This is a genomic window from Dyadobacter sediminis (assembly GCF_005860765.1).
GTDB classification, from domain to species: domain Bacteria; phylum Bacteroidota; class Bacteroidia; order Cytophagales; family Spirosomataceae; genus Dyadobacter; species Dyadobacter sediminis.
In genome coordinates, this window is the sequence record NZ_VCEI01000011.1 from 884,550 (window position 1) to 908,102 (window position 23,553).

General features: G+C 46.3%; 21 protein-coding genes. 11 read left to right on the top strand and 10 right to left on the bottom strand.

The genetic code is table 11. The annotated features are described in order from the left end of the window. The first annotated feature begins 166 nt into the window (after positions 1 to 166). On the top strand, positions 167 to 3,700 hold the full coding sequence (locus FEM55_RS04440) for an ELWxxDGT repeat protein (RefSeq protein ID WP_138280082.1): 3,534 nt from the start codon (positions 167 to 169) through the stop codon (positions 3,698 to 3,700). Positions 3,701 to 3,785: 85 nt separating this feature from the next. On the opposite strand, the gene FEM55_RS04445 is transcribed toward FEM55_RS04440, so the two are convergent. Both FEM55_RS04445 and FEM55_RS04450 read right to left on the bottom strand, forming a co-directional pair. Beyond that, positions 3,786 to 7,037, bottom strand: a complete 3,252-nt coding sequence (locus FEM55_RS04445) for a CBM96 family carbohydrate-binding protein (RefSeq protein ID WP_138280083.1) — start codon at positions 7,035 to 7,037, stop codon at positions 3,786 to 3,788. Positions 7,038 to 7,166: 129 nt separating this feature from the next. Continuing rightward, positions 7,167 to 7,352 (bottom strand): hypothetical protein, encoded by a 186-nt coding sequence (locus FEM55_RS04450; protein WP_138280084.1) that lies wholly within the window; start codon positions 7,350 to 7,352, stop codon positions 7,167 to 7,169. Between the two features lie 107 nt (positions 7,353 to 7,459). Here FEM55_RS04450 and FEM55_RS24865 point away from each other — a divergent pair, with 107 nt between their 5' ends. Together FEM55_RS24865 and FEM55_RS04455 are read left to right on the top strand one after the other, a co-directional pair. Further along, positions 7,460 to 7,597, top strand: a complete 138-nt coding sequence (locus FEM55_RS24865) for a hypothetical protein (protein WP_171036461.1) — start codon at positions 7,460 to 7,462, stop codon at positions 7,595 to 7,597. Between the two features lie 199 nt (positions 7,598 to 7,796). Then, positions 7,797 to 8,219, top strand: coding sequence for a response regulator (locus FEM55_RS04455; RefSeq protein WP_138280085.1), 423 nt, complete (start codon positions 7,797 to 7,799; stop codon positions 8,217 to 8,219). A gap of 136 nt (positions 8,220 to 8,355) precedes the next feature. Here FEM55_RS04455 and FEM55_RS04460 read toward each other — a convergent pair whose 3' ends face one another. After that, the gene (locus tag FEM55_RS04460) at positions 8,356 to 8,553 is read right to left on the bottom strand and encodes a hypothetical protein (RefSeq protein ID WP_138280086.1); all 198 of its coding nucleotides are present in this window, start codon (positions 8,551 to 8,553) and stop codon (positions 8,356 to 8,358) included. A 249-nt stretch (positions 8,554 to 8,802) separates the two neighbouring features. Here FEM55_RS04460 and FEM55_RS04465 point away from each other — a divergent pair, with 249 nt between their 5' ends. After that, positions 8,803 to 9,339 (top strand): 2'-5' RNA ligase family protein, encoded by a 537-nt coding sequence (locus FEM55_RS04465; protein ID WP_138280087.1) that lies wholly within the window; start codon positions 8,803 to 8,805, stop codon positions 9,337 to 9,339. Positions 9,340 to 9,391: 52 nt separating this feature from the next. Here FEM55_RS04465 and FEM55_RS04470 read toward each other — a convergent pair whose 3' ends face one another. After that, complete coding sequence (locus FEM55_RS04470) at positions 9,392 to 10,618, bottom strand: hypothetical protein (RefSeq protein WP_138280088.1); 1,227 nt, start codon at positions 10,616 to 10,618, stop codon at positions 9,392 to 9,394. Positions 10,619 to 10,751: 133 nt separating this feature from the next. Here FEM55_RS04470 and FEM55_RS04475 point away from each other — a divergent pair, with 133 nt between their 5' ends. Together FEM55_RS04475 and FEM55_RS04480 are read left to right on the top strand one after the other, a co-directional pair. Beyond that, a complete protein-coding gene (locus FEM55_RS04475) occupies positions 10,752 to 11,534 on the top strand; it encodes a TlpA family protein disulfide reductase (RefSeq protein ID WP_138280089.1) in 783 nt (260 codons plus the stop codon). Between the two features lie 210 nt (positions 11,535 to 11,744). Beyond that, positions 11,745 to 12,875, top strand: a complete 1,131-nt coding sequence (locus FEM55_RS04480; protein ID WP_138280090.1) for an alpha/beta fold hydrolase — start codon at positions 11,745 to 11,747, stop codon at positions 12,873 to 12,875. A 162-nt stretch (positions 12,876 to 13,037) separates the two neighbouring features. Here the strand turns inward: FEM55_RS04480 and FEM55_RS04485 are convergent, their stop codons facing one another. Both FEM55_RS04485 and FEM55_RS04490 read right to left on the bottom strand, forming a co-directional pair. Beyond that, a complete protein-coding gene (locus tag FEM55_RS04485) occupies positions 13,038 to 13,640 on the bottom strand; it encodes a DUF1572 family protein (protein WP_229209088.1) in 603 nt (200 codons plus the stop codon). A gap of 247 nt (positions 13,641 to 13,887) precedes the next feature. Next, positions 13,888 to 15,099 (bottom strand): cytochrome-c peroxidase, encoded by a 1,212-nt coding sequence (locus FEM55_RS04490; RefSeq protein WP_229209089.1) that lies wholly within the window; start codon positions 15,097 to 15,099, stop codon positions 13,888 to 13,890. A gap of 155 nt (positions 15,100 to 15,254) precedes the next feature. On the opposite strand from FEM55_RS04490, the gene FEM55_RS04495 reads away from it, so the two are divergent. The 3 genes from FEM55_RS04495 to FEM55_RS04505 are packed head-to-tail and all read left to right on the top strand — an operon-like array spanning position 15,255 to position 16,671. Beyond that, positions 15,255 to 15,842, top strand: a complete 588-nt coding sequence (locus FEM55_RS04495; protein WP_138280091.1) for a TetR family transcriptional regulator — start codon at positions 15,255 to 15,257, stop codon at positions 15,840 to 15,842. Positions 15,843 to 15,886: 44 nt separating this feature from the next. Continuing rightward, on the top strand, positions 15,887 to 16,351 hold the full coding sequence (locus tag FEM55_RS04500) for a hypothetical protein (protein ID WP_138280092.1): 465 nt from the start codon (positions 15,887 to 15,889) through the stop codon (positions 16,349 to 16,351). A gap of 8 nt (positions 16,352 to 16,359) precedes the next feature. Further along, positions 16,360 to 16,671: a DUF3817 domain-containing protein gene (locus FEM55_RS04505; RefSeq protein ID WP_138280093.1), complete on the top strand. Its 312-nt coding sequence runs from the start codon at positions 16,360 to 16,362 to the stop codon at positions 16,669 to 16,671. A 38-nt stretch (positions 16,672 to 16,709) separates the two neighbouring features. On the opposite strand, the gene FEM55_RS04510 is transcribed toward FEM55_RS04505, so the two are convergent. From FEM55_RS04510 to FEM55_RS04525, 4 genes are all read right to left on the bottom strand, one after another. After that, the gene (locus FEM55_RS04510; protein ID WP_229209090.1) at positions 16,710 to 17,621 is read right to left on the bottom strand and encodes a helix-turn-helix domain-containing protein; all 912 of its coding nucleotides are present in this window, start codon (positions 17,619 to 17,621) and stop codon (positions 16,710 to 16,712) included. Positions 17,622 to 17,672: 51 nt separating this feature from the next. Next, positions 17,673 to 18,413, bottom strand: a complete 741-nt coding sequence (locus FEM55_RS04515; protein ID WP_138280094.1) for an SDR family oxidoreductase — start codon at positions 18,411 to 18,413, stop codon at positions 17,673 to 17,675. Positions 18,414 to 18,674: 261 nt separating this feature from the next. Further along, positions 18,675 to 19,073, bottom strand: coding sequence for a Dabb family protein (locus FEM55_RS04520; protein ID WP_138280095.1), 399 nt, complete (start codon positions 19,071 to 19,073; stop codon positions 18,675 to 18,677). Positions 19,074 to 19,110: 37 nt separating this feature from the next. Then, positions 19,111 to 19,980 (bottom strand): 3-keto-disaccharide hydrolase, encoded by an 870-nt coding sequence (locus FEM55_RS04525; protein WP_138280096.1) that lies wholly within the window; start codon positions 19,978 to 19,980, stop codon positions 19,111 to 19,113. Positions 19,981 to 20,099: 119 nt separating this feature from the next. On the opposite strand from FEM55_RS04525, the gene FEM55_RS04530 reads away from it, so the two are divergent. Further along, on the top strand, positions 20,100 to 20,936 hold the full coding sequence (locus FEM55_RS04530; RefSeq protein ID WP_138280097.1) for a helix-turn-helix transcriptional regulator: 837 nt from the start codon (positions 20,100 to 20,102) through the stop codon (positions 20,934 to 20,936). Positions 20,937 to 21,025: 89 nt separating this feature from the next. Further along, entirely contained in the window at positions 21,026 to 23,446 is a 2,421-nt protein-coding gene (locus FEM55_RS04535) for a TonB-dependent receptor (RefSeq protein ID WP_138280098.1), read from the top strand. The last annotated feature ends 107 nt before the right edge of the window (positions 23,447 to 23,553 follow it).

A 23,553-nucleotide genomic window follows, 5' to 3' on the forward strand; every position in this document is an offset into this window, starting at 1 on the left:
GGTTCGGAAGTGTTCCGAGGTGCCCGGACCCAACACTTCAACCACTGGAAAAGCATATATATACTCTACTGAAAATTAGTGACTTAACTTGAACAACACAGTAAATAAATGGATATATTTAAATAAAATATGGTCATATACCTGCATACCTTAAACAGCCCGAGCTATGAAAATCAGACTACTTGTTTTGACGATTGCCATGGTACTGCCCCGCTTGCTGACTGCCCAGCAAACTGAACTGGTAAAAGATATTAACACAACGCAAACCGGTCTAGGTCTTTCTACCCGTGAACAGGCTGTTGCCAACAACATGCTCTTTATGCTTGCGGGCAACAACACAGAAGGAATCCAGTTCTGGAGAAGCGACGGCACCGACAATGGCACCATCAGGCTGACCGATGTCAACAGCATCCACCGCGGTGATCCCTCCTATCTGACCGGCGGCGGAAATTACGTTTGCTTTGTAATGGAATATGAAGGACAGGACTGGCTGTACCGCAGTGACGGCACCAGAGAAGGCACTTACCGGTTACGCAGGTTTGGCACATTTGCTTCGGGGTATTTCGATATCCTAGAAAATGTGAAAGGGACCATTTATTTTTCCTATTCCGATGAAATCAAAAGCCGTCAGCTCTGGAAAACGAACGGAACTGTTGCCGGAACCGTGCTGGTGAAAGATTTTGGCATTTCAGGTTCCGGTGAATCCGTTCCCGACCAGCTGTTCAGCTTCAACGAAAAACTCTACTTTGTAATCCGGAATGAAGAAGATTATGATTTGCCGGCAGTACTCTGGCAAAGTGACGGCACCACTGCCGGAACCGTGCCCGGGCCGGTTGTACCCAGGGGTTTTATCCGTCCTGTTTTCATGGGGAACAACATCTACTTTGGAGAAGGAAACAGCCTTTACCGCATAAACGGCAAAACGGTCACCGTAGTTAAAGACGGTTTTGAGTGGCTCCGCGAGCCGCTTGTAGTCGGACAAACCTTGTATTTCTCTGCCAGGCATACGGCTACGGGCGAGGAACTATGGAAATCGGACGGCACGACGTCGGGAACCGTTCTGGTCAAGGATATCAATCCCGGAAGTGCCAACTCCTCCGATCCCACCGCTTTTGTCCATGTAGCCGGAACGCTTTATTTCAAAGCACACGATGCAACCGGATGGAAGTTATGGAAAAGCAACGGCACCGCAGCAGGAACGGTTCCGGTAAGCAATGCAGAGGTCAGCAGATATACTTTTGTGGGCCAGAATGATCTGGTTGCAATTGGCAGCAAAATCGTATTTCCGGCTGGTCCCGATTCCGATGAACTCTGGGTGTCCGATGGTACACAGGCCGGAACGCAGTTGCTGCTTTCCGTGAAAGTCGAAATTCTGGGCAAAGTGAAAAATGAGGTTTTTTTTCTTGGAATAACGCGCCATGGCAATCAGTTGTACAAAACAGACGGCACGGTTGCGGGCACCGTAGCAATTACAAACCGGACTTCGTCCGAAGGCTCTACGCCGCAACAACTGACGGATGTAAACGGAACAGCATTCTTTATTGCATCCCCCGTCCTTTCCGTAAACACGAAATATGAACTCTGGAAAAGCAACGGCACGGCCGCCGGCACCGTCAAGTTAGTCAACTCGACTTCAGTCAATACCAACCGGCCGCCAAGATCATTTACCAACGTGAACGGAACATTATATTATGTGGAAAACGATGATGAACTATGGAAAAGCGATGGCACCGCAGCGGGTACAATACGGTTAAAGATCAACATGGGTTCGGATTTCAGCAGAAACATTGACTACCTGACAGCCGTTAACGGAACCCTCTTTTTCCTGATGAACAATGACGTCTGGAAAAGTGACGGAACCACTGCCGGTACCATCCGTATCCAGCATCCCGACTTGAAAACAGGAAGAATCAGCAGTCTGTTCCATGCAGGCGGAACGATTTACTTCAAGGAGATAAGGTATGCAGAAGATACGCTGCAATCTGTTGTCTTGTGGAAAACCAACGGCGAGCCGGGAGGAACCATTCTGCTGAAAAGCTTCGGTCCATCATTCCGAAACACGGTTCCGTATGCATTCAAAGGGGAACTCTACTTTGGGGAGTGGGATTTTGTCAACAGCGTGGAGCTATGGAAAAGTGACGGGACAAAAAATGGCACCGGCATCATCAAACAAGTAATTTCCAGCGGAGGCAATATACTGGCACAGCCCGAAGCAATGGCTGGCTGGGGAAATAACCTGTACTACATTACCAATACTTCCAACGGTTTTCTTCTGGTGAAAACAGACGGGACAGCAGCGGGCACAACGGTGATCAAAAATCTTTTCCCCGGTGGAAATATGAAGCGTTTCAGGCTATATACGGCTATGGGAATGGTTTATTTCAGCGTTTACAACCAGAATGCCATGCAGGAATTGCTGTGGCGGTCGGATGGAACTGCTGCCGGCACTTTTCAGCTTGCCGCTTTTGACGTATACGATGCCGGAGATCCGTACCGGGTTGAAAACAGGCCGGTTCAGATAAAAGACGAGATCAATGGCAAACTGATCTTTATCACCTACGGCAAACAATCAGGCGATCAGGTTTGGGTAACGGACGGAACCGTAAAAGGCACCCAAATGCTGACGACGGTCCAGACTCCGAAAAATTTTATCATCCGATCGACAGTGAAGTTTGGCAACCTGTTCTATTTTGACATGCTTGACCCTGAAACCGGAACGGAGCTGTGGCAAACAGACGGTACGGCAGAAGGAACGCACCTGACGGTGGAAATGAACCCGGACGGCAATGCAATCATCCATGAAATGCTGGTCATCGGCCGCACGTTGCTCCTGTCCGCAGATGATGGAAAAACGGGCATTGAACTTTATAAATACCTTCCGCCTGCCGGTCAGGACGTGGTTATGCCCCCGATTGCGGATGCCTATACGCGCAATGTCCCGTATGAAAAAACAAATTTCGGAACCCAGCCTGAACTAAGCATAAAAGCAGGAAGCCTGCCCGGCTACCAGCGGAAAACGTACCTTAAGTTCCCGCTTGAGGGCATCAGTAAAATTACATCGGCCAAATTGAGGATATACGGCTTCAACTTTGAAAACAACAAGAATATTACACTGGCAGCAACGGGAGTCAGTAATGACGGCTGGACTGAAACGGGCATCAACTGGCTGAACGCACCGGCAGCTTCCGGCAAAATACTGGATTCTGTAAAGGTCAGTAATCAGGCGAAGTATTATGAACTGGATGTAACGGATTTTGTGAAAGCGCAGCTTGGGGGCGACAAAACCGCCAGCTTCCTGCTGACCAATCCGAAGCAGGACAATGTACGCCTTTACTTTATGAGCCGGGAAAGCAAGACCAATCCTCCGCAACTGGTTATTGAAAATCAGAGCAGCTCTGCAGCGCGGATTGCAGCATTCACCGAACCCGAAAAAAGAATTGCTGACGATTCCTACATTTACCCCAATCCGGTAAAGGATCATTTTTTCATTAAGATCTCCGATAAGCACCAAGGACATGCGCAATTACTTCTTACACAGCTGAATGGCCAGACCCGGCTGCTCAGACAGGAGAATTACAAAGCAGGTAAAAAGACAATGAGAGTGGACGTGTCCGATTTCAGGCTGCCAGCCGGCAAATATCTGCTACGGGTAAAGTCTGAAAAAGAAGAGGAGGTTGTACAGATGATTGTATCGGAATAAAAAACGGGCCGTCAAAGGATTAAACTAAAAAAGCACTCCGTGTATAATGCCGAGTGCTTTTTTAGTTATTTGTTTAAAATCCTTCTTACTCCGTCACTATCAATTTAAGTACTTCGGATTTGGCTGCTGACTGCACTTTCAAAAGATACATGCCTTTATCCAGCGCCAGATCGGCAATGTTCACTTCCGCCCTGGTTCCCGCATGCAGCGCGTCAGTTGTTTTGACAGGATAAGCACGACCGGCTTCGTTGATAATCTCAAGAGCGATATTTTCCCGGTGCTGATTGCTGATCTGAAGTGTAAACCGGCTGCGTACCGGGTTAGGGTAAATAACCGAACTTTCGGTTTCAGGTTCGGAAATTTCATCCAGTGCAACTTCACTTTCCATCCGCGAGGCAGAACTTACAGCTCTATTTGCCGTAAGAATCAACTTTGGCGCATCACGAGAAGCTTCCCTGCTGTTAAACCACACAATGTTATTACGAGTACTTATATCTTTCAATTGTAGAGTTAATACTTTGTCTTTTCCAAGCTGTGCCTTAGCAAATTCTGTAATATCAACTTCAAAATGCTTTCGATTGCGTTCCGATTCGAAAGATCCCAGTGTAGCTGTAACGCCGGTTGGTGCATTGTTTCCGTTGATTCCCATTTCTGTCCAGTCATCATTGTCAACACCAATAACCCCGATCCGGACCCTTTTATTACTTTCAACATTTCCTCCAAACAAGCGAATTTTTGCACTTTTAATTTCTACCAGATCATCCAGTGAAAATTTAATGTAAGAAGTATAATCCCAATCTGCCGGTGAAGTTGCCTTAACACGCAAACTTTCTTTACCATAATTGGTTCCCGAATTGGTACCATAGCGAACATACGCATCGGCAACCGGCCATAAAGTAACCTCGGTGAGCGGACTCAGAAATTCAACTTCAATGGCAGATACTCTCGGTTTGTCGCGTAATGCCAGGAAATCAAGATTAAGGTATCCGTCAATTACCTGAACTTCAAAAGACTCTTTTACTGCTCTTAACGGTCCGCCAGCTCTTGCGATAATATCATAATTGGCAAGCTTATTGACGCCTTCTGCATTGACGTTGAATACACGCTGACCTGGTTTTCCGTCACGATTGGGATAAACGCCCCAAAAAATTTCAGCAAAATGAAGTGTAACCTTCATCGTACCGTTCCTGACAGGAATTGCGTAATTAAATTTATCTGAGCAGCGTCCTGATCTGTAAATTTCATCATCCGTTGTATTCAGAATATCCACATCCTTAACAGAACTTGCCCGATCCATTCCACCGTAGTATCTGTCTGCCTCAAAATAACGGCCATCAGGCGTTGTATAGCCGCTTCCGCCTGCATTGATCCGGATTGCAGTATTATCTATTGGTATATTTACCTTTACGCCAATCGTTTCTTCATCAAACAAAACCGGAGAAGTATTGCTGCTCACTCTTACAGTGATTGGATACACGCCTGCATCCTGGGGCACTATCCATTTGAAAAACCCGCTGGCTGAATCGATTGCAGCACCTGCCGGCGCATTTACCAGCGAAAATGTCTTGGTTTGCCCAAGAGCTGCTGTTGCCGTGGCAGTAAATGAAAGCGTTTGCCCGGCAAGCAATTCCTTGTTGCCAATGGGTTCCAGTGTCGGCGGCGTAGTTACATCGTTGACGCGGAGATTAACGGTCATCAATGCGCGTGCATAACCGGGAGCAGTAGCATTCACAACAGTTTTGAAATTACCCGGAAAAATTCCTGATGGATCCACTTTGAATGACAAGGAACCCAAAGATGCTGTGGGAAGGTTAAGCCAGGCGGAAAACGACTTTTTAACGGATACGGCAGTCGTTCCCGTATTTGCCGTCAGGTTTACAGTCTGAGGCGGCGTTGTTGTATTTCCGGTATTAGTAAATTCCAGTGATGTTGCAGAAAATGACAGCTTTCTGGTATTTGATTCGGCCAGCAGTTTTACAAACCATGTGCCTGATCCGGAATCGGCTTTATCGTTTGCAGCATCATAGCCATCCGTATTTCCGCATAGCCAATATCCGCCATCATAGGCTGGAAAGGCTCCAAACAGTTGGCTTGTTGAACCGGCACCCGCACCAAAACTCTGGTCCCATATTTTTTTCCCGTCCGGGCCTATTTTTACAATCCAGTAGTCACTTTTTCCTTTGCGTGACACAGTCTTGCTGCCGCTTTTGAAAGATTCAGAATTACCTGCAATTATAAAACCACCATCAGAGGTTTGTATAACCGATCTTAACAATTCCCATTCTTTTCCTCCAAGTGTCCTGTCCCACTGTTTAATCCCGTCTGAATTCACTTTAACGATCCAGAAATCTATAACTCCGATTAAATTTTCTGACTTGTCTGCACCGGTTGGAGATTGTGAAAAACCGCCGAGTATAAAACCGCCGTCAGCCGTACGCTGTACAGATAGAAAGTTATCATAACTGATACCGCCGATGGTTCTGTCCCATTGCTTTGAACCATTGGCAGACAATTGTACAATCCAGTAATCCGAATTTCCTTTGGAGTCTACAGTTTTATCTCCACTGATGTTGGAATACGATGTACCTCCCAAAATGTAACCTCCACTGTTTGTCAGGTCTATGCTGTATAATTCATCTGACTTTGCTCCGCCGATGGTTCTGTCCCATTGCCTGTTTCCGGATGAGCTGATCTTGATTACCCAGTAATCGTTGTATTCTCCTTTGGACCCCTCCGATTTCACATCACTGATTCCTGAATTGGACGAGCCGCCAATGATATAGCCACCGTCGGTCGCCTGTTTCATTGTCGTAAGAACATCATTGCCAGTTCCTCCGAATGTTTTATCCCATTGCTTTGTACCATTGGCAGAAACTTTTACGATCCAGAAATCGTTGCTCTCCGCCCAATAGGAATCTTGAGACTTATCAATTCCGGCATCGGAATTGCTGCTCCCTCCAAGCAGATAACCACCGTCAGAAGTCTGTATAATGGCCGACAACTGATCGCTTTTATTGCCGACATAGGATTTTTCCCATTCTTTAACCCCGGAAGCATTGAACTTGAAAATTAGATAATCCGATTCATTTGAAACGCCTGCAATCAAACCGCCATCAGAAGTCGGAGTGGCCAGATACAATCCTCTTCCCACAATTTTGTCCCATTCCACGGCAGGTTGTGCGACAAGGCTTGTGATGGAAAGCAGCAGGCTTAATGAAAAGATCAGGAAACGCCAAAGCTGCGCCGGACAATGGCCTGCCGAAAGCCGGGAAGCAGCCGGGGAGCGATTAACTTTTTCCGGGTAACGAAAACGTTGCGTAAGTACATGTGAATGCATAAAGTTTTAACAATTATAATTTTAGGTACATGGAATCCCAACAATCATGTTGACAAGTGTAAATGTACCTTTATTTACTGTTTACTAACAATATACAAAGTCTTCTCACGTAAAAAATGTATTTACCGGTTACAAGAACATGGTTATTTGTGCATTTACTGCTGATGAAAAGATGAAACGCTGACTTACGCGTGCATCAGCCGAGAACGTTCTTACATCGTTGTTCGCTGCACTGACTTCCGCGCTGGCATATTCAACGATAAAGGTCTGCGATGCCGGTGAGTGATATACGCCAAATTTGCGGTGAGGTCGCACTGCATCCGGATTACCGCAACCATTATCTGTAATGTTACACACTTCTTTTCCGTCCGACCAACCTTGGAACGAACCTCTTGTTCGTAAAAAATTCGTAGTACCGCAGAATGGATTTTAAGAATTATTTTATGCAGGTTGTCAGTTGTGGAGCAGGTGTACGCCTTAACAGTATCCATATCTTCAAGGCAATGGGCTGGCCGGTTGAGGAAATCATGGAAGCTGATGAAAACAACAGACCGTCCTGAACGGTGTCCGGAAAACCGGATGAACGTATTTGCTAAAAACCATTTTTTACGGCTGAAGCGACATGAACCAAATGATCCAAGGCCGATAAACCGTACAAACTTCGTGACCTGGCATCGTCCCAGCGCATCACCGTATGCGGACATCATTCAAATGGTATTATTTTTTATAGATACCTGATCAAAAAGATTTTGAATTTTTATGGATAAGAGTGGCACAATTATCATAATCGAAGATGATGCGGACGACCAGTTTGTACTGGAAGAAGTTTTCAATGAACTCGGTTATCCAAACAAAAGAATGTACTTTGCTAATGGCATGCTGGCGCTGGAATACCTTTATTCCACTCCCGACCGGCCTTTTATCATTATTTCAGACATCAATCTGCCGCAACTGAACGGCCTCGAACTGAGGCAGAAAGTCCAGACTGATGCCGAGCTCAGTTTAAGGTGCATTCCGTACGTGTATTTCACAACAGCCATCAACCAGCAGGCCGTTATCGATGCTTACAGTACTTCTGCACAGGGCTTTTTCGTGAAGCCCGGGGCATTTGATGACATCAAGGAAACGATCCGGGTGATGATGGAATACTGGAAAAAGTGCGCGGCTCCGAATAATTTCTGATGCTTACGGAGCATTTTCCTGACAGGTGTTGCTACCGGTTGCCCGAAATGGAGCAAACCGGATTGTGGTGGATTGTTACGTCGGCTGGGATTGTTGATTTGCCTTTAATGCCTTGTGAAAGTGCTGTACAAAGGTTTCAACCGGCCATGCTGATGTTCAGATTGTTTTTTATCCTGTTGATTGAAATTCGCTGTTTTTCCAGCAGCCCGTCAAGGACAATGGAAAGACGGTTGTTTTTCATCTGCAGATCATGGATGTGTTTTTTGATGGTAGCACAATCTGTTGAAAATCGCTGGCATGCGATTGCATTTGCTACCAGATCCAATTTGTTCATAAAAAGCTGCTGAATTTGAGTGGCTTGACCGGGCAACCTGGAAAACGGACGGAAAAGTGACTCGGGTGAAACTGACTGTAACAAATATACGCATTTTTTGGTGGTACTCACCGTTATGCTGAATCTTTCCAGGACATGGAAGACTTTCCTGCTGCAATATGCTCCAGAGAAACTGATCAGGCGAACTGGAACACAAGTTTGAATTGCTTTTACTACATAATACCGGAAGACTTTATTAAATTTTTATAGATGGAACAAACGCGCCTTACGGCTGAGCAGCCTGCAAAGAAGCCGCTGATTGCTACGCTGGCCATTACGCCGTCGGCACAGGATTATTTCAACCAGTTGCGCCGGCAGCACTTTCCGTCCAGACGTAATTATCTGGATGCACATCTGACCCTTTTTCATGCATTGCCGGATGAACCCTGGATCGTGGAAGATACCAAAAACATGGCAGCGAATCAGCAGCCGTTTGAAGTCACTGCCCAGTCGATCGTTTCGCTTGGCGGTGGCACTGCCTTCAAAATTATTTCGCCCGAACTACCCGCGCTGCATCAGATGCTTCAGAAGGGCTGGTTTGAATCCTTGACAAATCAGGACCGGCAGAAAAGAAATTTCCATATCACCATACAAAACAAGGTGGAACCGCATGAAGCCAAGAAGTTACAGGCAGAACTGATTCCGGATTTTCAACCCTTCCGCTTTTCGGTACATGGCATTCAGCTATGGCGCTATCTGGACGGGCCGTGGGAATTCCTGATGAAGTTTGATTTTCGTAAAGTATAATCTTCTGATCATTTATTATATAACGTTTTTACCGGATAAAGCTACTTGCAAACTATTCAATGGTTTCAATCCGTTCCTGAAAGATACCGTTTTCACTTCTCATGATGATCCGGTATTTTCCGGGAAAAAGGACCAGTGTGTTATCCGCTTTCAGATCCGTCATTTCAATGACATCAGCCGGAACCGCACTCAGGTGATCTTCTTCAAGGTAGTATGCAAAAACCAGGCACGGCACCACGGCCCTGCCCTCTTCTGCCCGGACCGGGAATGGCTTTCGTCTGCCGTTCAGATACAGCCAATCCGGACGGCCATGGATCATCTTGGTTCTGGGATGAAAAAGCCTTGCATCAAACCTTGCAGCAGCTCCGGGAGGTCCGTTGAAAAGCTCGTTTTTATTATTTACAAACAGGCTGGACGTATCAACAGCAACCATTTTATAATACGGATTTTCGTAAGCAGCGGAACTTCTTTCGGTCATCATTTCCTGATTTATCGTAAAAGGATTGATTCCGGTAAATTCCTTTAACCTTCCGGCCATTGCCTTGCCCCAGCTTCCACCAACCTGATCTTCGCGAATGTGGTCAAAACCGGCATGAATCAGAATTTTTGCCTGCGGATCTTTTGCAAGAACAGCCTGGATATGCCGGGCCTGACTTATTTCCCTGCGCTTGCCATCCTGAAAAGCTTCCATGGTTCGCGCTTCATAGTCAAATACCTGAAAACCGATTTTAAGCGCCTGCCGGATCAGTTCACCGTACTGAGGTTCCACGCTATACCAGCCGGTTGATTGCAAAGGATATTTCCGCTCATTCAGGAGCGAATCGGCGAAGCTTATTGTTTCCGCACCAAAATACCGGTATCCGCAATGGTATAAATCCTCTAACAACGACATCGTAAAAACCCGATGCAAAGGGCTGTGATGCGCTTCATTGATAATAACAATCTGCTCATTTGCAGCACGTTCCGCTATATAACCGTTTGCAGCAACCGGTCTGAATGTTCTGAAATAATCAGAATCTTTCTTTGCGAGTTCCGGAAACATCCGGGCACTGCTATCAGCAAACTGAATCGCTTTTTGGTAATCACCGATGAAAGAGAATTGCCAGGAAGTTAAAAAATAATTGTCCTTTTTGACAGAGTTGAAAATCCGGGATGAAAAGTAATAATCGTTGGGATGACTTTCATCGGTGACCGGCTGAGATGCCACAAGTTGCGCCTGGCTGCAAAGCAAGTATAAAGCAGCAATCAGGATATTGTACCCTTTGCTTTTTAGGATCATATAATTTCTTTAAATTAACCAAAAATCAATTTACAACCTTCCTTACAAATTTCCGCTATAACACATTTGCAAAAGGGATAAGAAACAGATTGTACATCTTCCAAAGACATTCAACAGAAACCGGTTATTACCTATGAAAAGCTGTACGATTATCCTGTGCTTTCTTGTCACGGCCTTCCTATACGCATGTGAGCCGGATGGCAACCGGCTGGGAAAGCCTGTATCCGGCACATCCGAAGCAGCTTCGGGTTTCAATAACTGGTGGAAGTACCATGGCAGGAATATCCGATTTTACGAAGATTTTACGCCATTTGATACGCATTCGAATGTGATACCGCTTGATTCCTTTATGGCACAATATGCCACCGGCCAGTACATCCTGCTGAAATATGTCGGCAAAAACGCTGAGGCACAATACAAACTGCAAAGGCTGGAACCGAACGCAGATGAAACGATCAGAAACACGCTGAAAAGTGTCGCTTACTCAGACTTTCAGGATTATCAGCAGCTTGGAAAAGCACTTCCGGACTTTAATTTCACAGATATAAACGGAAACCGGTATACCGCACAGAATACAAAAGGGAAACTTGTGATCCTGAAATGCTGGTTTATCGGCTGCAAGCCTTGTGTCGCGGAAATGCCCGAGCTTAACAAACTGGTGGCCAGCAAGAGCAACCGGAACGATATGCTGTTCCTGAGCCTCGCCTTTGATTCCGAATCCGAACTCAAATCATTTCTGGCCAGACGGAAGTTTGATTACAAGGTTATTGGAAATCAGAAAACCTATTTAAACCAGAAGCTGAACATTCGCGGGTACCCGACGCACATGGTCATCAATAAAGAAGGTCTGGTGGAGCGCATCTGCAATTCTGCACCAGCTCTGCGGACGATCCTTGCCGATAAAAAATATCAGTAGCCTGGCGCTACGTTATCCCACTATAAAAATATTTGGAAAGCCGCAACTTTCCACAGCAGCTTCCTGCATAGCAGACGTATAGCTGGCATAATCTTTGACACAAAGGCGCGTCGTGTGACCAGACAAGTTGTTAAAACAGATAAATTATACTGCATAACGGCTTGAAACAGCACATGTAAAAGCAATCATAAACGTTAACCCGCTTTTTTTATGCCCTTAATCCTACTCGCTTTGCTGCTGGCCAACTTGGCCACCATTGCATTTTTTGGACTGGAAATTTATTTATGGAGAGAATGGTATCTGCACAAGGATATTCTAGCTGATCATGATTATGCCCGAAATTGCCTGATCGGTGCAATCGCCATGCTTTTGTATTTGCTGTTGGGCAGAAGCATAATCAGAATGCTTTTAGGGAAAAAACGTACAGGAGAAGATGAACCTGTAGCAAACCGATTTCCGGATCAGCAGCAGTTACAAAGGCCGGACGGCAGTGTTATCCATATTGAATATGGCGGAATAAAGGGAAAACAGACGATCGTATTTATTCACGGCTGGAACTCCAACAGCATGCAATGGTATTACCAGAAAAAATATTTTGGCAATGATTATCATCTGGTGCTTATGGATCATCCCGGACTGGGGAAATCAAAGCGTGCCAGCAACAAGGATTTCAGCCTGGAAAAGTTAGCTGCAGACCTCGATGCCGTTATTGATTTCTCCGAAGCAAAAGATCCCATCCTGTGGGGACACAGTATGGGCGGTATGACCATACTGACCTTCTGCAAGGTTTACAAACAGAAGCTGTCCTCCATAAAAGGAATTATTCTCGAACATACGACCTTTACCAATCCGGTCAAAACTGCTATCCTCAGCAGCTTACTGGTGACCATTCAGAACTCGGTGCTGAAACCGATTTGCTGGCTTATGGTTCTGTTTTCTCCTTTGCTGTGGGTAAGCAGGTGGATGAGCTATCTGAACGGAAATATGCTGGTTATGACCCGGTTTTTGACCTTTGCCGGCACCCAGACCGGCAAGCAGCTGGATTTTACGAGTTATCTTTCCGCCATGGCACCGCCGGCAGTTACAGGCAGAGGCCTGCTGGCCATGTTCGATTATGACGCTACGGATGTACTGCCGGAACTATTCGTCCCGACCCTGATTATAGGCGCAAACAAAGACCGCCTGACGAAACTGGAAGCGAGCATTATTATGAAGGAAAGAATTCCGGGCGCAAAGCTTCTCACGCTGCAACCGGCCGGACATATGGGCTTTGTCGAAAGGCATCAGGAAGTGAATGAAGCAGTTAGTCAGTTCATTCTGCAAACCAGACTTGTATCGTAGCAGGCCTTACACGGCTGCTTAAATAGATGAACCTGTACAACCGGCATTTTTTGCAACGTTGTACAGGTTTGGTTTTAAAAAGCCGCTTATTGTCAGGTTTGAGCTTGTAGCATCATTATAATGAAATGATATGCGCAGGTTTGAGCAGCTTTGCTATCCAGACTACTGCTTTTGTTTCAGCTGATCATCCGTGAAATGTTCGGTATGTTTTGGCTGAGCGAATTTATCCGTGTTGTACACTTGCGATGAGCCGCGGGGAATGGAAAGTGACTTCCATTTATCGCCGAGGACCATTTTGCCGATAAACACGATCTGTCCGATGTGATAAGGATAATGAGCAAGTTGTCTGTTGATGGCCTGCACTACGGTATGGCCCTGATTACGGATATATATTTCTTTCCCCAGATCTTCAGTACCAAGTTCTTCCAGCGCTTTCTGCAGACAGGCCCAGCCTTTATTCCATATTTCCAGCAATTCAGCTTTTGTCCGGATATTGTTTTCAAACTCCTCCTCCCGGTCACGCCATTCCTTTTCACCGTCTGACGTCAGAAAATCCGTCCATCTTGACAGCATGTTGCCGGAAAGATGTTTTACGATGATTGCTACGCTGTTGCTATCGGCATTGATTTGCCCGAAAAGCGCATCTTCCGGCAATTGGTGAATGGTTTGTTCGCCCAGCCATTTATAGTATTCAAACTGTTTTTTGACACTGTCCAAATAGTCGAGGGCTATGGCTTCAGAATAGTGCGGATGTTGGTTTGACATAGGGTTTTCTGGTTTTGTGAAAAGGAATGTAGTTGGGCTTTGCTGTATGAGCAGAAAGTCATTTGATTGTTATTTTATTGACATTTGATGGTCAGTTCATTGTCATTTGGTTGTCATTTGGTTGTCATTTGGTTGTCATTTGGTTGTCATTTGATTGTCATTTGTTGTTTTTTAGAAGGCGCCCGGTTGTTGAGTTGTTTGGTTGATATGATTTTGGCAGGTGACGGATGCTTGAATGCGATGAATATTAAAGTCCTGTCACCGGCAGGCCGCTTGGGACGGAAGCAGGCACGGATTTATCGAAATTGTCATCATTCAATGTATTCAGGAAATCCACGATCCTTGAAATATCCCTGAAATTGACATCCATGTCCGTTGCAAGGGAATCCATTTCCTCCGGCTTTACATGCGGGTTCAGTATTTTACCGCCTGCAATGTCTTCGTAAAACATAAGCACCTGATCCAGCGTTGCCAATTTGCCGCTGTGCATATAAGGAGCCGTATACCGCAGGTTGCGCAACGTGGGCGTCCGGAAAGCATAATCCAGATGGATCCCTGCATCGCTTTCTTTCCGGTTGTCTGTATCGGGTACGCCCAACGTATGCAGCTTGTAATCGGAAAACATAGGCCCGGAATGACATTTGGCACAGCCGGCAACCAGAAAGGAATTCAGGCCGTCTTTTTCACCACTGGATAAAGCATTGCTGTCTCCGCGCATGTACTGATCAAACCGTGTATTCGGTGCAATAAGCGTCCGTTCAAATGATGCGATGGCTTTTGACAGATTGATCTGGTTTACCGGCTCTCCTTCTCCGGGAAATGCAGCGGCAAACAAGCCTTTATACGCCGGGATTCTTTGAACGCGTTCTACAATCTCATCCAGTATCCGGCCCTCATGAAAAGAAGCACCGCGCATTTCTTCCAGCGTCCGGATGGGCACGAGCGCCTGCATTTCCAGCCCTTTTGCCCGCAGGTCCCAGAACATGGGGGCTTCCTCAGGCTTGTACGGTTCACCGTTTTTTATGCCGTTAAAAGCTGTATTCAGGATGCTCTGGGAATTTCTTTTGACAAACGGCAGGTCATTGGAATCATTGAACCTCCTCTTGCTGCCCGTTCCTGTTCCATTCACACCGATGGAGGTTTCCAGAAATTCGGCATAGTTGAATTCCGGCTGGTGACAGGTTGCGCAGGACACATCCCGGTTTCCGGAAAGGATCGGATCAAAAAACAGGAAACGGCCCAGTTCTATCTTTTCAGGAGTTGCAGGATTATCTTCCGGATCGGTTACAAAGCGCGGCAGCGCACCCAGATCTGCAATCGTTTCTATTGTTTTTACCTTTTTCTGACGCAATGTACCCCGCTCCTTTCCACAGCCGGCACAAAGCAATGCCATGCACACCAACAGGAATGAATAACGCAACCGTGATTGCAGAGCCGTTTTGTTACGCAAACGCATCATGAAATGGCAGGATGTTTCATTATCCGGATAAAGCCTGCATGGTAGTAAAATATAATGACGGTTTCGGGCAACTTTATGAATGAATATTTTTTCCGGAAACTTGAACCTATCTGAAAAAATACTACTTTTGAAAAAACATACCACATAGTATCTTTATGGGAAAAGCTGCGGATACCCGCCTCATCATTTTGCAGAAAGCATTTGAGCTTATTTACAGAAACGGATATCAGGCCACAAGCATTGACGTGATCATTGCCACTACGCAGGTAACCAAAGGTGCTTTTTATTATCATTTCAAATCCAAGGAAGAGATGGGGCTGGCGATCATCAAGGAAGTGATGTATCCGGGCATGGCCGCTGCCATGATCGAGCCTTTAATGGATGGAACGGATGTGCCCGGCAAAATTTACCGCATGATGGAAGGTCTGCTGCTCGATAATCCTTTTTTTGATGTACGGTACGGATGTCCGGCCATTAACCTGATCGAAGAGATGTCACCTTTGAGCCAGTCATTTAAAAGTGCGCTTACGCAGCTGGTCGTCCGATGGCAGCATGCGATTGAACACGTTCTTACCCTAGCGCAGCAGTCGGGAACGATTCGGCCTGATCTGTCACCGCGACAGATTGCCTTGTTTGTCATTACTGGTTATGGAGGCGTGCGGAACATGGGCAAAGTATTCGGACAAAATTGCTACAAGGACTTCCTGGCCGAACTTAAACGCTACCTTCAGAAACTAGCCTGAATTTTTTTTGACCATAAACATACCAACCAGTATTTTCTCTGCTTATGTACGCGATCCTGCTTTTACTGCATTCTTTGTTCCGGTGGATGGTGCTGGCGTCCTTGCTGTCGTCCATTTATGTTGCTTTAAACGGTTACTATGGCCAAAGGCAATTCACGGCAGCTGCCGACAAATTCCGCCACTGGACTGCCACCATGGCCCATATCCAGTTTATGCTGGGAATGGGTTTGTATTTTTTAAGTCCGGTTGTGAAAGCGGCCGGCACTGCGTTCAGCGATGGATGGGCTCATGACCAGACATTCTTTTTCCGGTACATGCATGCAGCCCTGATGCTTGTCGTGGTGACCGTTGTTACAATTGGTTCTGCAAAAGCCAAACGCATGGAAACGGACCGGCAGAAGTTCCGGACCATGCTGCGCTGGTTTGTTGCCGCTCTGGTCATTCTTTTTCTGGCTGTTCCCTGGCCGTTTTCACCGCTGGTTGCCCGTCCGTATTATCGTTTATTCTAACCGTATCAATGAAAAACAATTTCAAATCTTCTGTATTCCGACTGCGCATCATGGGTATTCTGGAAGGGATTTCACTGCTGATCCTGCTTTTTGCTGCCGTTCCCAGAAAATACTTTTTCCATGATCCTTCGTGGGTCAAAGCCATCGGGCCTGTTCATGGCGTATTCTTTTTACTATTCATTTTCAATACGTTAAGCGTAGCCGTTGAGCAGCAATGGAAATTCAGGCAAATTACATGGAAAGTACTGCTGGCCTGCCTGGTTCCTTTCGGCACATTTTATATTGACAGGAAAATTCTGAAAAGTCTGGACCAGGCATAATCCGGAAATCCGGTACCATGCTCATGAAAGCTGAAAATTCATTGATTTGAATAAAGCAATTTCCGGAAAGCGGCGGGCGACAATCCGGTTTTCTGCCTGAAAAACTTATTAAATGATTGCGGATGCTCAAAGCCGAGCTGGTAAGCCACTTCTGCTGTCGTCAGCGTATCGCTGCTCAGCAGTTCCTTCGCTTTTTCTATCAGCCGGAGGTGAATGTGCTGCCGGGTTGTTTTGCCGGTTAAAGACCGGAGCATATCGGACAGATAACGCTGCGAAACTTTTAACTGATCTGCAATTTCCTGTGTAGTCGGCAAGCCGCTGATGAGGGCCTGCTCTTTCGCAAACCACTCCGTGAGGTACGCGTTCATCCGGTCAATCAAATCATGATGCATGACATTGCGGGTCAGGAACTGGCGGTTATAAAAACGGTTGCAATGATTCAGCAGCAACTCAAGCTGCGACACCAGCACGTCCTGACTGAAACGGTCGATGTTATTTTTCAGCTCCGTATCAATGGCCTCGAAAACAGACTGGATCACTTTCTTTTCGTTTTCAGATAGAAACAACGCTTCGTTTACGGAATAGGAAAAAAAACCATGTTGCTGAATCGTTCCGGCAAGCGGATAATCGTTGAACAGATCAGGGTGAAAAAACAATGCATAGCCTTCATGCTCTTCAGCATCGCCGGAAAGCTCAACCAACTGGTTTCTGGCGACAAAAGCAAGTCCTCCTTCCTGAAAATCGTAAGAACCCGGCCCGTATTTCGCCTTTCCACTGAAGCGTGACTTAAAGGCTATCTTATAAAAATGAAGTAAATACAGACTTCCCGCGTCCGACAGATCCGGCTTAGTCCTGTCATAATGAACCAACGCGATGTGCGGATGCAGTGGCCGGGGCAAAGCCAGACGCTGCATCAATCCGGAAATGTTTTCGAAAATCAGTGGCTTCACGATTGACTTCACAGCCTTTTATTTTTTACTAAGTTACGCTGTAAAAGGGATTTAATCCTGAGCAGTCGGGCGAATTACGATATCTCCAGTATCCACATAGTCCGGCTGCGCAATCGCAAAGGCAACTGCCTGCGCTATGGCTTCGGCCGGTATCGCAATTGCATCGGCCTTCTGCTGTATGGCTTCCCGCATGTTAGCATTTTTAATATTTCCGGCAAACGGCGTGGCAACAAATCCGGGCGATATTCCGGTAACGCGCCAGCGTCCGTTTGATTCCTGCCGCAACGCTTCGCTAATCGTACGTACTGCATTTTTTGTGCCTGCATAAACGCCCATCGCCGGAACGATGCTGATGCCCGCCGTTGAAATAATGGTGATAAAATGCCCTGATCCCTGCGACACAAAAATCGGTAATGCTGCGGCAATGCCGTAAAGTACGCCTTTCAGGTTTACGTCAATCATTTGTTCCCAGCCTTCCACATCCAGCTCTTCCATCCGGTAAAGCTGACTGATTCCTGCATTATTGATCATCACATCCAGCCGACCGAAATGGCTTACCGCCAAAGCTGCAAGCTGCGCAACTTCATCCCGGTTCGTCACGTCTGTTTTCAGGCATACGGCCTCGCCGCCACTTTGTTGTATGCGATCAGCAAGTTCGTTCAGCAAATTGGCCCGACGTGCACCCAATACAACCTTAGCTCCGCGTGCGGCCAGCAATGCTGCCGTGGCTTCCCCTATTCCGCTGCTGGCGCCGGTAATGACCACAACTTTTCCTTCCATTCCGTTTTTCATATTTTATCAAAATTTAGAATTACAAAATTCTGCCGGAATGATTCGCCAGGTGTAGCCATGCATGCAGAATGTGTAGCCAGAATTACGGATCCTGTATGAGGCAGGATGGAATGATTGGAGGATGAGGATTAATGGAGGAAAGGATTAAAGGAGAAAAGGAGGAGGTTTTTGGGGGATTGGGAGAGCTTTGTTATAAAATAAACCTGATTAGGAAGTTTGGTATATGCTTCATAATCAGGCTTAAAAGGATTAAATATGGATTTACCGCTTTGGTCCTACTGCATCATAAATCACCACTTTTTCCCATAGTTGGGCGTAATTGTTTCGGAAATCGTCATGGATCGGATGTTTCTGATAAGCTTCTTCATCTGCAGGGCTGTCGAAAAAGCATAGCCAGGAATAGGCATAAGTGCGCTCGATCACATCGCGGTTTGTTTCTGCAGGCGTTCCGATATGGACCATTTTAATTGTCGGACATTTGGCGAGCTTGTTCAATCCTTCCAGCAATTTGTCTTTGTCGGCCGTATTTCCCGGATTTTTCAGATAGAATAAAACATGGTGTACAAACACGTTTTTGGCGGCCGGTTCCGTTGCTATGCCCATGCCCACGCCAGCCGCAAGGCCGCTTTTAACAAAATTTCTTCTTGATTGCTGTTTCATTGACTTCTTGTATTAAAACGGATAATTGAATATTTTTTTAGAACAAACCTGCGTAATCTTTCGGCATTGCAGAAAGTTCCCTGATCATAATATTACGATAAAATACTTCCGCAGCCTCACTCTGCAGCTGGATTTTACCACTGATCATCGGCACTTCCTTCCCTTCCGGCGTAATATAACGCGAATTGTTCAGCACCATCACGACATGGCCGTTGACAATATGCAGACTTTTTCCTTCATAGCAAATCAGTTCGAGCGTAGTCCATTCGTTTGCCGGGCTTTCGTAATTTCCCGAACGCATGCAAAAATAATCCCCGCCGCCTTTGAAGGTGCCAAAAGGCTGCTTGTGATCTGCTACCCGGTTCATGACGCCTTCGGACGGGAATGAACGAATGTCAATGGCCGAATTGGCCTGGCACCAGAAATCGCCCATATGCCCTTCCATGATCTGAAATTCCTGCGACAGCATCCATGTCCGCCAGTATTCGGCACCCGCCTCGCCTTTGGAATGATACAAAATTCCGGAGTCGCGCAGCTTGTCCTGCCGGGGTTCATACTTTTTATCTCCCCATTTTACCTGAAGTCTGAGATGGTAATTCTTGTATGAACTGCGTGTGAACAGACATCCGTACGTTTCACCGCTGATCCGCAGCACCGGGCCGCCGGATTCATTGATAACCGAAAATACGTTGCCGTTATCTTTGTTATAACCAATCGGTGCAACCGGATTGCCGTTTACGTCTTTCGGTACTTTTCCATTATAGCCGTTTTTATGCGCATAGCTCAGGTAATTCTCCCACTGGCTGAGGTTTTTATCGAGAAGCGGCGTCCATTCATCCGCACTCCGCATGGAAAAGAGGGTACAAACTGCTGCTAACCCCGCTGAAAAGATAAATGCAAGTTTCATAAATGTATTTATATCTGTCGTTTGAATTCTTATACAAGGACAAATGTAAAAACCGGATAGCCGGCTGCATGGTAAAAATCCATTATAAATTGGTAGGTTTATGGTTTTATTAAAACCCGATGAAACGATACATTCTCCATACGCCTTTCAGCATTTACCATTTTGAAGCCGCAACCTGGGACCACTCTGTTCATAAGCATACCTATTTCGAAATTATTTTTATACTGAAAGGAAGCGGCATTCACCGGATCAATGGCAATGCTTTCCAGTATGCCGAGAGCGACGTCTTTCTGCTTGGGCCAGAGGATTTCCATCATTTTGATATTCAGGAATTGACCGAGTTCAGCTTTGTCCGTTTCAACGAATCCATTCACAAGCAGCTGCCCGGAGACAAAGACCGTCCGTGGCAGCCCATCATCCGCACTTTGCTGAATACTTCATCTCAAAGCCGCGGGTCCATTGTGGCGGATAAACAGGAAAAGCAAAAACTGCATCACCTGCTTGCCGTGCTGGAAGCAGAATCATCCGACGATCAGTCGCAGTATTTCGAAGTAATCCGCGATGGTCTGATGCGGAGCATGCTTATTATTCTGGCGCGAAACCTGTTCAGCCAGACACAGAGCAGACCGGTCCGGAAGGATTCGATCGAGGCGATCCTGATGTATATCCGGCAGCATATTTACAGGCCAGAGGACCTGACCATTGAGCGTCTGGCCGAACATTTTCATTATGCGCCAGCTTACATCAGCCTGTTTTTCAAAAAACAAACCGGCGAATCCCTGAAACAATATATCATCAGACATAAAATCAAACTGATCGAGGCGAGGTTGCTTTACAGCCAGCTGACACTGAGCGAAATTGCTGACGAATTTGGCTATACGGATGAAAGTCACCTTTGCAAACAGTTCCGGAAATATACCGGAACCACGCCTATTGCCTTTCGGATGCGCGTTTGATAAAAATGAATGCAGGATAAATACAGGCCGGGATGCAACATTTTTCATTTTTTCCGATCCATTGGTTGAAAACTTAGCCATGGACTTGTATGAAGCATCTTTTACCCGCAGCACTGATCCTTTTCGCATCCTTTTACGCGCATGCCCAAGATTATAATGTAAGCGGAAACGTCAGAAACCAGCAGGATGAGCCGGTTCCTTACGCCGCTGTTTCGGTCAACAATTCCGCTGATTCCGCACTGATCAGGGCCGATGTTGCCGACGATCACGGTTTGTTCCGAATTTCCGGAATTGGTTCAGGAAAATACTTCATCCGGATTTCATCGGTTGGCAGCAAATTGTTCCAGTCGCCGGCATTTGAAGTAACGGACTCCGATGTAAATTTCCCGGTTTTCAAATTACTTGCAGACACGCAGCAGCTGAACGAAGTCAAAGTAACTGCCGCCAGGCCGCTCATTGAGGTCAAAAACGACAGACTGGTTTTCAATATCGAAGGAAGCATCAACGCTACGGGTTCCAATGCGCTGGAATTGCTGCAGAAATCGCCGGGAGTACAAGTTGACAAAGATGAAAACATTCTGGTGAAAGGAAAAACCGGCGTTCGGATCTATATTGACGGACGGCCATCGCCTATGAGCGGAAAAGACCTTGCCTCTACGCTGAAAAGCATGAACTCCGCGGATATTGAGGCCATTGAAATCATCACAAACCCGTCCGCCAAATATGATGCTGCCGGCGATCTGGGCATTATCAATATCCGTCTGAAAAAAAATGTAAAGCTGGGAACGAACGGGAATTTAAGTCTGGGTGCAATGCTCGGCATCACGCCCAAATACAACGCTTCCCTGAACCTGAATCACCGGGATAAAAAAATCAATGTATTTGGCTCCTATGGCTTCAATCAGGGTGCCTGGCACAATACGACTTACGATGACCAGGTACTGAACGGTGTAGCTTACAACAAAATCTGGCATGGCATCTGGCGCGACACGACGCACAGCGCGAAAATCGGAGCGGATTATTTTATCAATGCAAAAAATACGCTTGGATTCAGTGCCAACGGCAGGATCAGCAATCACAACGGCGGCGGACAAAGTGAAACATTCATCAGCCGCCGGCTGCACATGGAAGGCGATTCCCTCATGCTTTATTCACAGACTTCCAACCCGGAAAAGAATAAAAACCTGAACATCAACCTGAATTATCATTATGCCGACACCACAGGCCATGAACTGAATATAGACGCTGATTACGGAAGGTTTGTGTCACGCGGGGTGAGTTACCAGCCCAACAAATATTTTTTCAGTCTGGACGAAAAGGAACCGCTTGAAAAAAATTATGTAAGCAAAACACCCGTAGGCATCACCATCCGGTCATTCAAGGCTGACTACGAGCAGCCGCTGAAAAAGGGAAAGCTTGGCTACGGTTTCAAGTTATCGGATGTAAAATCGGACAATACTTTTGATTTTTTCAATGTGGTCAGCCATGTGGAAGTCATTGATACCAGCCGCAGCAACCGGTTTAAATACACGGAACGCGTCTATGCGGCTTATGCCAATTACAATGTGGCCATTGGCAAAAAGTGGGATTTACAGGCTGGCATCCGCGCAGAACATACCAAATCCCTGGGCGATCTGACCAGCTTCAAACAGAATGCTTTGGACAAAGTGGATACGACTTACCTTAATTTTTTCCCGAGCGGCGCCATTTCATTCAAGGCTTCCAAAAATCACAACTGGAATCTAAATTACAGCCGCCGGATCAACCGGCCGAGCTACCAGAACCTGAACCCGTTTGAATACCGGATCGACGAACTTGTTTACTCCAAAGGAAACCCGTTTCTGAAACCGGAATATGCCAACAGCTTCAAACTCACGCATGTTTATAAAGCTAAACTGACTACCTCACTCGGTTACCGGAGAACGCGGTTTCCGGTTGTAGGCCTGCGTATTCCCTATGACAGCAGCCGCACTTATTTTATTACGCAAAACCTGGATCATTCCGAAAGTTTCAATCTGGATGTCAGCATTACAACGGCCGTTACCAAATGGTGGGACATTTATTTCAACATCGGCGGCTACCATAATAGCTGGAAAGCGGCTTTGCCGGACGGCCTGATCATCAACAATACGACAACCGCGTTCAACATGAACGGCCAGAATACCTTCAAGCTCAAAAACGACTGGACACTGGAACTGACCGGATGGTATAACTCTCCTTACCGCCGGATTGATTACAACCGGGGAATGGGCATGATGGATGCGGGAATCCAGAAAAAGTTCTGGAAAAGCAATGCCACGCTGAAAGTTTCATTCAGTGATATTTTTCATACGGCGCGCGGCGGATACGAATCTGAATACGCAGGCATCAAAACCAATCTGCGTTTCCGCTTTGAAGGCCAGATGCTGAAGATCAACTTCAACTACCGTTTCGGAAGCAAGGAAATCAATGCTGCGCGCAACAGGCGCACCGGCTCAGAAGATGAACTGAACAGGATCAAAGGCGGCTGATTTCTTGGCTACGCATCATCAAACCAATCCAATTAACAATCCGGAAATTGAGAACAGCACTTTTTATTCTCTGAAATCGTCAATTTAAACATCCGGCTTCACCATCA

What these genes read in the sequence shown, in the direction of transcription:
- FEM55_RS04515 (WP_138280094.1), bottom strand. Translation starts at nt 18,413, where the DNA reads ATGAAAAACGGAATGGAAGGAAAAGTTGTGGTCATTACCGGCGCCAGC.
- FEM55_RS04520 (WP_138280095.1), bottom strand. Translation starts at nt 19,073, where the DNA reads ATGAAACAGCAATCAAGAAGAAATTTTGTTAAAAGCGGCCTTGCGGCT.
- FEM55_RS04455 (WP_138280085.1), top strand. Translation starts at nt 7,797, where the DNA reads ATGGATAAGAGTGGCACAATTATCATAATCGAAGATGATGCGGACGAC.
- FEM55_RS04490 (WP_229209089.1), bottom strand. Translation starts at nt 15,099, where the DNA reads ATGATGCGTTTGCGTAACAAAACGGCTCTGCAATCACGGTTGCGTTAT.
- FEM55_RS04500 (WP_138280092.1), top strand. Translation starts at nt 15,887, where the DNA reads ATGTACGCGATCCTGCTTTTACTGCATTCTTTGTTCCGGTGGATGGTG.
- FEM55_RS04445 (WP_138280083.1), bottom strand. Translation starts at nt 7,037, where the DNA reads ATGCATTCACATGTACTTACGCAACGTTTTCGTTACCCGGAAAAAGTT.
- FEM55_RS04505 (WP_138280093.1), top strand. Translation starts at nt 16,360, where the DNA reads ATGAAAAACAATTTCAAATCTTCTGTATTCCGACTGCGCATCATGGGT.
- FEM55_RS04530 (WP_138280097.1), top strand. Translation starts at nt 20,100, where the DNA reads ATGAAACGATACATTCTCCATACGCCTTTCAGCATTTACCATTTTGAA.
- FEM55_RS04440 (WP_138280082.1), top strand. Translation starts at nt 167, where the DNA reads ATGAAAATCAGACTACTTGTTTTGACGATTGCCATGGTACTGCCCCGC.
- FEM55_RS04535 (WP_138280098.1), top strand. Translation starts at nt 21,026, where the DNA reads ATGAAGCATCTTTTACCCGCAGCACTGATCCTTTTCGCATCCTTTTAC.
- FEM55_RS04475 (WP_138280089.1), top strand. Translation starts at nt 10,752, where the DNA reads ATGAAAAGCTGTACGATTATCCTGTGCTTTCTTGTCACGGCCTTCCTA.
- FEM55_RS04485 (WP_229209088.1), bottom strand. Translation starts at nt 13,640, where the DNA reads ATGTCAAACCAACATCCGCACTATTCTGAAGCCATAGCCCTCGACTAT.
- FEM55_RS04480 (WP_138280090.1), top strand. Translation starts at nt 11,745, where the DNA reads ATGCCCTTAATCCTACTCGCTTTGCTGCTGGCCAACTTGGCCACCATT.
- FEM55_RS04470 (WP_138280088.1), bottom strand. Translation starts at nt 10,618, where the DNA reads ATGATCCTAAAAAGCAAAGGGTACAATATCCTGATTGCTGCTTTATAC.
- FEM55_RS24865 (WP_171036461.1), top strand. Translation starts at nt 7,460, where the DNA reads ATGGATTTTAAGAATTATTTTATGCAGGTTGTCAGTTGTGGAGCAGGT.
- FEM55_RS04465 (WP_138280087.1), top strand. Translation starts at nt 8,803, where the DNA reads ATGGAACAAACGCGCCTTACGGCTGAGCAGCCTGCAAAGAAGCCGCTG.
- FEM55_RS04495 (WP_138280091.1), top strand. Translation starts at nt 15,255, where the DNA reads ATGGGAAAAGCTGCGGATACCCGCCTCATCATTTTGCAGAAAGCATTT.
- FEM55_RS04460 (WP_138280086.1), bottom strand. Translation starts at nt 8,553, where the DNA reads ATGAACAAATTGGATCTGGTAGCAAATGCAATCGCATGCCAGCGATTT.
- FEM55_RS04525 (WP_138280096.1), bottom strand. Translation starts at nt 19,980, where the DNA reads ATGAAACTTGCATTTATCTTTTCAGCGGGGTTAGCAGCAGTTTGTACC.